The sequence below is a fragment of the Thermus hydrothermalis genome (assembly GCF_022760925.1).
In the GTDB taxonomy this organism is placed as follows: domain Bacteria; phylum Deinococcota; class Deinococci; order Deinococcales; family Thermaceae; genus Thermus; species Thermus hydrothermalis.
Map to the genome: position 1 here is coordinate 80,961 of NZ_JAKTNT010000011.1, position 6,657 is coordinate 87,617.

General features: G+C 66.3%; 6 protein-coding genes. 4 read left to right on the forward strand and 2 right to left on the reverse strand.

Annotated features, from left to right (window positions below; all coding sequences use genetic code 11):
* Genes aspS through asnS form a run of 4 tightly spaced genes read left to right on the forward strand, consistent with a single transcriptional unit; the run spans position 1 to position 4,773 of the window.
* Positions 1–1,746 carry an aspartate--tRNA ligase gene (gene aspS / locus L0C60_RS08285; protein ID WP_243092658.1) on the forward strand — a complete coding sequence of 582 codons (1,746 nt, stop codon included), beginning with the start codon at positions 1–3 and terminating at the stop codon, positions 1,744–1,746.
* Entirely contained in the window at positions 1,739–2,632 is an 894-nt protein-coding gene (locus tag L0C60_RS08290) for a PhzF family phenazine biosynthesis protein (protein ID WP_234504761.1), read from the forward strand. The genes aspS and L0C60_RS08290 overlap by 8 nt, the downstream gene beginning before the upstream one ends.
* Complete coding sequence (locus L0C60_RS08295; RefSeq protein WP_234504759.1) at positions 2,632–3,444, forward strand: HAD family hydrolase; 813 nt, start codon at positions 2,632–2,634, stop codon at positions 3,442–3,444. The genes L0C60_RS08290 and L0C60_RS08295 overlap by 1 nt, the downstream gene beginning before the upstream one ends.
* A gap of 12 nt (positions 3,445–3,456) precedes the next feature.
* Positions 3,457–4,773, forward strand: a complete 1,317-nt coding sequence (gene asnS, locus L0C60_RS08300) for an asparagine--tRNA ligase (protein WP_234504757.1) — start codon at positions 3,457–3,459, stop codon at positions 4,771–4,773.
* Here asnS and pdxT read toward each other — a convergent pair.
* On the reverse strand, positions 4,770–5,348 hold the full coding sequence (gene pdxT / locus L0C60_RS08305) for a pyridoxal 5'-phosphate synthase glutaminase subunit PdxT (protein ID WP_234504755.1): 579 nt from the start codon (positions 5,346–5,348) through the stop codon (positions 4,770–4,772). The genes asnS and pdxT overlap by 4 nt on opposite strands.
* A gap of 7 nt (positions 5,349–5,355) precedes the next feature.
* Positions 5,356–6,594: a Na+/H+ antiporter NhaA gene (gene nhaA, locus L0C60_RS08310; RefSeq protein ID WP_234504752.1), complete on the reverse strand. Its 1,239-nt coding sequence runs from the start codon at positions 6,592–6,594 to the stop codon at positions 5,356–5,358.
* Positions 6,595–6,657: the final 63 nt, after the last annotated feature.

Consider the following 6,657-nt stretch of genomic DNA (forward strand, 5'->3'; position numbering starts at 1 on the left):
ATGCGCCGCACCCACTACGCCGGAAGCCTTAGGGAAGAGCATGCGGGAGAGGAGGTGGTCCTGGAGGGCTGGGTGAACCGCCGCCGGGACCTGGGGGGCCTCATCTTTTTGGACCTCCGGGACCGGGAAGGCCTAGTGCAGCTCGTGGCCCATCCGGATAGCCCCGCCTACGCCGTGGCCGAACGGGTGCGCTCCGAGTGGGTGGTGCGGGCCAAGGGCCGGGTGCGCCTCCGCCCTGAGCCCAACCCCCGCCTGCCCACGGGCCGGGTGGAGGTGGAGCTAGAGGCCCTAGAGGTCTTGGCCGAGGCCAAGACCCCGCCCTTCCCGGTGGACGCCGGCTGGCGGGGAGAGGAGGACAAGGAGGCTTCCGAAGAACTTCGCCTAAAGTACCGCTACCTGGACCTCCGCAGGAAGCGGATGCAGGAGAACCTGCGCCTGCGCCACCGGGTCATCAAGGCCATTTGGGACTTCCTGGACCGGGAAGGTTTCGTCCAGGTGGAAACCCCCTTCCTCACCAAGAGCACCCCGGAAGGGGCCCGGGACTTCCTCGTCCCCTACCGCCACCAACCGGGCCTCTTTTACGCCCTGCCCCAGTCCCCCCAGCTTTTCAAGCAGATGCTCATGGTGGCGGGGTTGGACCGCTACTTCCAGATCGCCCGTTGCTTCCGGGACGAGGACCTGCGCGCCGACCGCCAGCCCGACTTCACCCAGTTGGACCTGGAGATGAGCTTCGTGGAGGTGGAGGACATCCTCACCCTCAACGAGCGCCTCATGGCCCACGTCTTCCGGGAGGCCTTGGGCCTGGACCTCCCCCTCCCCTTCCCCCGCCTCCCCTACTCGGAGGCCATGGAGCGCTACGGCTCGGACAAGCCCGACCTGCGCTTCGGGCTTGAGCTAAAGGAGGTGGGCCACCTCTTCCGGGATAGCCCCTTCCAACTCTTCCAACAGGCGGAAAGCGTGAAGGCCCTCTCCGCCCCCAAGGCCCTTTCCCGGAAGGAGGTGGCCGAGCTGGAAGAGGTGGCCAAGCGCCACGGGGCGGGGGGGCTCGCCTTCGCCCGGGTGGAGGAGGGGGGCTTCTCCGGGGGCGTGGCCAAGTTCTTGGATCCGGTGCGGGAAGCCCTCCTCCAGGCCACGGGAGCCAGGCCCGGGGACACCCTTCTCTTCGTGGCGGCAAGCCGCAAGGTGGCGGCGGAGGCCCTGGGGCAGGTGCGCCTCGCCCTGGCCGACCTCTTGGCCTTGCCCCGGGAAGGCTTCCGCTTCCTTTGGGTGGTGGACTTTCCCCTTTTGGAGTGGGACGAGGCGCGGGGAGCTTGGACCTACATGCACCACCCCTTCACGAGCCCCCACCCCGAGGACCTGCCCCTTTTGGACACGGCACCGGGCCAGGTTAGGGCCCTGGCCTACGACCTGGTCCTGAACGGGGTGGAGGTGGGGGGCGGGTCCATCCGCATCCACGACCCCGCCCTACAGGCCAAGATGTTCACCCTCCTGGGCATCGGCGAGGAGGAGCAGAGGGAGAAGTTTGGGTTTTTCCTCGAGGCCCTCACCTACGGGGCCCCGCCCCACGGGGGCATCGCCTGGGGCCTGGACCGCCTCCTGGCCCTCATGACCGGTAGCCCCTCCATCCGCGAGGTCATCGCCTTCCCCAAGAACAAGGAGGGCAAGGACCCCTTGACCGGGGCCCCAAGCCCCGTGCCCGAGGAGCAACTCCGGGAACTGGGCCTTATGGTGATCCGCCATGGCTAGGATCCCCTACGTTCTCGTGGACGCCTTCGCCCCCACCCCGGGGGCGGGAAACCGCGTGGCCATCGTCTTGGACGCCCGGGGGATGAGCGGGGAGGAGATGCGCCAGGTGGCGAAAAGGCTTTCCGAGCCCGAAACCGCCTTTCTCACCGAAAGGCAGGGCACCGTCTTCGCCGTGCGCTTCTTCACGCCGGGGGGAGAGGTGGAGTTTTCCGGCCACGCCGCCGTGGCCCTGGGCCTGGCCCTGGTGCGCTTGGGCCTCGCCCCCGAGGGCACCGAGCGCCTCATCCTCCACACCCCAGCGGAAGCCCTCCCGGTGGAGATCGCCTACGAGGCGGGGGAGCCCAGGAAGGCCTGGGTGCGGGGGCCCACCCCGAGGTTCCGGGACCTGCCCCCCTTCCAGGCCCTGAAGGAGGTCCTCGAGGCCTTGGGCTCCGATGAGCGCTACCTCCACCGGGGCCTGCCCTACGGGGTGGCCTACACGGGGCTTTGGAGCCTTTTCGTCCCCTTGGTGGCCCCGGGGGTGGTGGACGCCCTGGAGCCGGACATGGCCCTCCTGGCCGAGATTTCCCGGAAACTAGAGGTGGCCACGGTCCACGCCTACGCCCCCATGGGGCCAAGGAGCTTCTACGCCCGGGACTTCGCCCCCCTCCTCGGCATCCCCGAGGACCCGGTGACGGGCTCGGCCAACGCCGCCCTGGGGGCGCTTCTGGCCCGGGCGGGGGTGGTGCCGAAGCGGGAAGGGAGGGTCCACCTTTCCATCTACCAGGGCCACCGCTTGGGCAACCCGGGGATGGTGGAGGTGGAGGTGGAGTATAGCCCCACGGGGGTTCCCCTTGCCGTGAGGCTGGGGGGTGAGGCGGCCATCGTGGCCACGGGCGAGCTCTGATGGTGCGCCTGGTCTTCGTGGACGTGGACGGCACCCTGGTGGGGAAGGAGGGGGTACCCCCGTGCGTCTGGCCGGCGGTGGAGGCGGCCAAGGCCCGGGGCCTGCGCCTCGCCCTCCTCACGGGCCGCCCGGGGCGGGGGGAAGCCCTGCGCCTGGCCCGGCGGCTTGACCCCGAGGGCCTCCACGTCTTTGAGTCGGGGGCGGTGGTCCTCTCCCTTTCCCAAGACCCCCACGAGCCCCAGGCGAGGCCCTTTTTCGTGGCGGCCTTGCCCGAGGAGGCGGCCAAGAAAGCGGTGCGCCTCGCCCGGAGGCTTTCCCTCCCCTTGGAGGGCTACACCGCCGACGGGGGCTTTTTCGTGGAAGGGGATAGCCCCCTCCTCGAGGCCCACCAAAGGCTTTTGGGGGTGGAGGCGGAGGGGGCGGACCTCCTAGGGCTAACAAGCCCCTTGGTACGCCTCCAGGTGTTGGCTGGGCCCGAGGCGCCTTTGGGAGCCTTTTTGGATGCCTTGCCCGAGGAGCTTTCCGCCCACGTGGCCGAAAGCCCCAAGATGCCCGGGGTGCGCTTCGTTTCCCTCACCCGAAGGGGCGTGGGCAAGCTTTTGGGGGCCCGCTTGGTGGCGGAGGCCTATGGGCTAGACCTTCTGGCCTGCGCCATGGTGGGGGATGGGGAGAACGACCTCGAGGTCCTCCAGGCGGTGGGCCTCGGCATCGCCATGGGGAACGCCCCGCTAAGCGTAAAGCAGGCGGCCAAGCGGGTGGTGGCCCCCGTGGACGCCTGCGGCCTGGCGGAAGCCCTGGCCGCCCTCGGGTAAACTCCAGGGCGTATGCGGGTCTTCATTGACGAGATCGCCCAGTACAAGGACCAGGAGGTGGAGCTCAGGGGCTGGCTCTACCAGAAGCGCTCCAAGGGCAAGATCCACTTCCTCATCCTCCGGGACGGCACCGGCTTCCTCCAGGCCACGGTGGTGAAGGGGGAGGTGCCGGAGGAGGTCTTCACCCAGGCGGACCACTTGCCCCAGGAAACCGCCCTTAAGGTGTTTGGCCGGGTGCGGGAGGACTCGAGGGCCCCGGGCGGGTACGAACTTTTGCTAAAGGGCCTGGAGGTGGTGAGCCTGCCCCAGGGGGAATACCCCATCGGCCCCAAGGAGCACGGCATTGACTTCCTCATGGACCACCGCCACCTCTGGCTCCGCCACCGCCGCCCCTTCGCCGTGATGCGCATCCGGGACGAGGTGGAGCGGGCCATCCACGACTTCTTTAGCGAACGGGGTTTCCTGCGCTTTGACGCCCCCATCCTCACCCCGAGCGCCGTGGAGGGCACCACGGAGCTCTTTGAGGTGGAGCTCTTTGACGGGGAAAAGGCCTACCTCTCCCAGTCGGGCCAGCTCTACGCCGAGGCCGGGGCCCTGGCCTACGCCAAGGTCTACACCTTCGGCCCCACGTTCCGGGCGGAACGCTCCAAGACCCGGCGCCACCTCCTGGAGTTCTGGATGGTGGAGCCCGAGGTGGCCTTCATGACCCACGAGGAGAACATGGCCCTCCAGGAGGAGCTGGTGCGCTACCTGGTGGCCCGGGTGCTGGAGAGGCGGGCGCGGGAGCTGGAGATGCTAGACCGCGACCCCAAGGCCCTGGAACCCGCCGCCCAAGGGAACTACCCCCGCCTCACCTACAAGGAGGCGGTGGCCCTGGTGAACCGCCTGAGCCAGGAGGACCCCGAGGTGCCCCCTCTCCCCTACGGCGAGGACTTCGGCGCCCCCCACGAGGCCGCCTTGAGCCGGCAGTTTGACCGCCCCGTCTTCGTGGAGCGCTACCCCGCCCGCATCAAGGCCTTCTACATGGAGCCGGACCCCCAAGACCCCGAGCTCGTCCTCAACGACGATCTCCTGGCCCCCGAGGGCTACGGGGAGATCATCGGGGGAAGCCAAAGGATCCACGACCTGGAACTCCTAAGGCGGAAGATCCGGGAGTTCGGCCTACCCGAGGAGGTTTACGGGTGGTACCTGGACCTCCGCCGCTTCGGGAGCGTGCCCCATTCGGGCTTCGGGCTCGGCCTGGAGCGCACCGTGGCCTGGATCTGCGGCCTGGCCCACGTGCGGGAAGCCATCCCCTTTCCCCGGATGTATACCCGTATGCGGCCCTAGAGGCCAGCGAGTTCCAAGAAGTAGCGGTGAATGCGCAGGTCCGGGGTGAGCTCGGGGTGGAAGGCGCTGGCAAGGATCTTTCCCTGCCGCACCAAGACGGGGAGGCCTTGGAGTTCCGCCAGCACCTCCACCCCCTCCCCCAGCCGGCGGAAGACCGGGGCGCGGATGAAGACCCCGTGGAAGGGCTCGGAAAAGCCCCGGATGAAGAGGTCCTCTTCAAAGCTCTCCACCTGGCGGCCAAAAGCGTTCCGCTCCACCGCCACGTCCAAGACACCCAGGCGGGGTTGCTCGGGGTAGCCTAGGATCTCCCGGGCAAGCCATATGGCCCCGGCGCAGGTGCCAAAAACCGCCAGGCTCCCCTCCGCCACCCGTTGCCGCACGGCCTCCTCGAGGCCATACTCCCGGGCCAGCTTGCCGATGGTGGTGGACTCCCCGCCAGGCACGATGAGGGCCTTGAGCCCCTCCAGGTGCTCCTTCTTCCGCACCTCCTTTGCCTCTATCCCCAGGCGCTTAAGCGCCTCCTTGTGCTCGCGGAAATCCCCTTGCAGGGCTAGGACGCCAACCACGCCCCTCATCCTGGACCTAGGCTTCGGACCTGTCAAGGGAAGCTCGCACCAAAAGAACACCCACTAACCCGGCCACTAGAGAAGCGGAGAGTACCCCCACCTTGGCTTGGTCCAGCATCCCCCCTTCAAAGGCCAAGCCAGCAATGAAAAGGGCCATGGTAAAGCCAATGCCTGCCAAAAAGCCCACACCCACAATGGACTTTAGGTTCACCCCTTCGGGCAAGGCGCCCAAACCCAACCGCAACGCTAGCCAGGAAGCAAAGAAGATTCCCAAAGGTTTCCCCAAGAGAAGACCCAAGATTATCCCCCAGGCCACGGAACCAAACCCCAGCCCCTGCAAGGCAACCCCAGCATTAAAAAATGCAAAAACCGGCAACACCCCAAAGGCTACCCAAGGGTGAAGGGTGTGTTCCAGACGGTGCAAGGGGCTTTGCGCTTCCTCCACCTGCTCCTCGAGGCCTTCCAACTCCCCCTCCAGCTCCTCGGGGTCCTGGGCAGAGGTAGTCCCCTGGAAAGCCCTAGCCCGCCGCAGAGGGACAGCCAAAGCCAAAAGCACCCCGGCCAAGGTAGCATGAAGACCTGACTGGAGGACAAAATACCACAGAAGTAACCCCAGAAGCATGTAGGGCCAAAGATGCCACACCCCTAGGCGATTGAGCAGAAGAGCAAAACCCAGGATCAGGACCGCCAGGATCAAGGGAAGGGATTCTAAGCCCCCGGTGTAGAAGAGGGCAATCACCAAAACCGCCCCCAGGTCATCTACTATGGCTAAGGCAGTGAGAAAGAGCTTAAGTCCCAGAGGCACCCGAGGTACCAGAGCCAAAACCCCCAAGGCAAAGGCGATGTCCGTGGCCATGGGTACTCCCCAGCCACGAGCCTCGGGCAGACTGGGATTGATTGCCAGGTACAAAAAGGCCGGCAGGATCATCCCCCCTACCGCCCCTGCCAAGGCTAGCCCAGCCCTCCTGGGATTCTTAAGCTCGCCAGAAACAAGTTCACGCTTAAGCTCCAGTCCCACCAGTAGGAAGAAAAACGCCATGAGGAGGTCGTTGACCCAAAGAAGCAGCGGCTTTTCCAATGAAAACTCGCCAAAACGAACACCCACCAGAACTTCTCGTAGCCCAAAATAGACCGTGGCCGCCGGAGTGTTGGCCAGTATAAATGCCAGAAGAGCCGCCAAGAAGAGGACCAGCCCTCCTTTGGCCTCACTTTCAAGAAACTGCTCTAGTAGCCTGGGATACCTGCGCACGGGCATGGGATTACTATAACCCAAGTTGCTACCTATCCCCTGGATCTGAAAAAATAGTGGCCGCTATGC

Excerpts from the sequence above, each read along its gene's own strand:
- aspS (WP_243092658.1), top strand. The coding sequence starts at position 1 with ATGCGCCGCACCCACTACGCCGGAAGCCTTAGGGAAGAGCATGCGGGA.
- L0C60_RS08290 (WP_234504761.1), top strand. The coding sequence starts at position 1,739 with ATGGCTAGGATCCCCTACGTTCTCGTGGACGCCTTCGCCCCCACCCCG.
- L0C60_RS08295 (WP_234504759.1), top strand. The coding sequence starts at position 2,632 with ATGGTGCGCCTGGTCTTCGTGGACGTGGACGGCACCCTGGTGGGGAAG.
- asnS (WP_234504757.1), top strand. The coding sequence starts at position 3,457 with ATGCGGGTCTTCATTGACGAGATCGCCCAGTACAAGGACCAGGAGGTG.
- pdxT (WP_234504755.1), bottom strand. The coding sequence starts at position 5,348 with ATGAGGGGCGTGGTTGGCGTCCTAGCCCTGCAAGGGGATTTCCGCGAG.
- nhaA (WP_234504752.1), bottom strand. The coding sequence starts at position 6,594 with ATGCCCGTGCGCAGGTATCCCAGGCTACTAGAGCAGTTTCTTGAAAGT.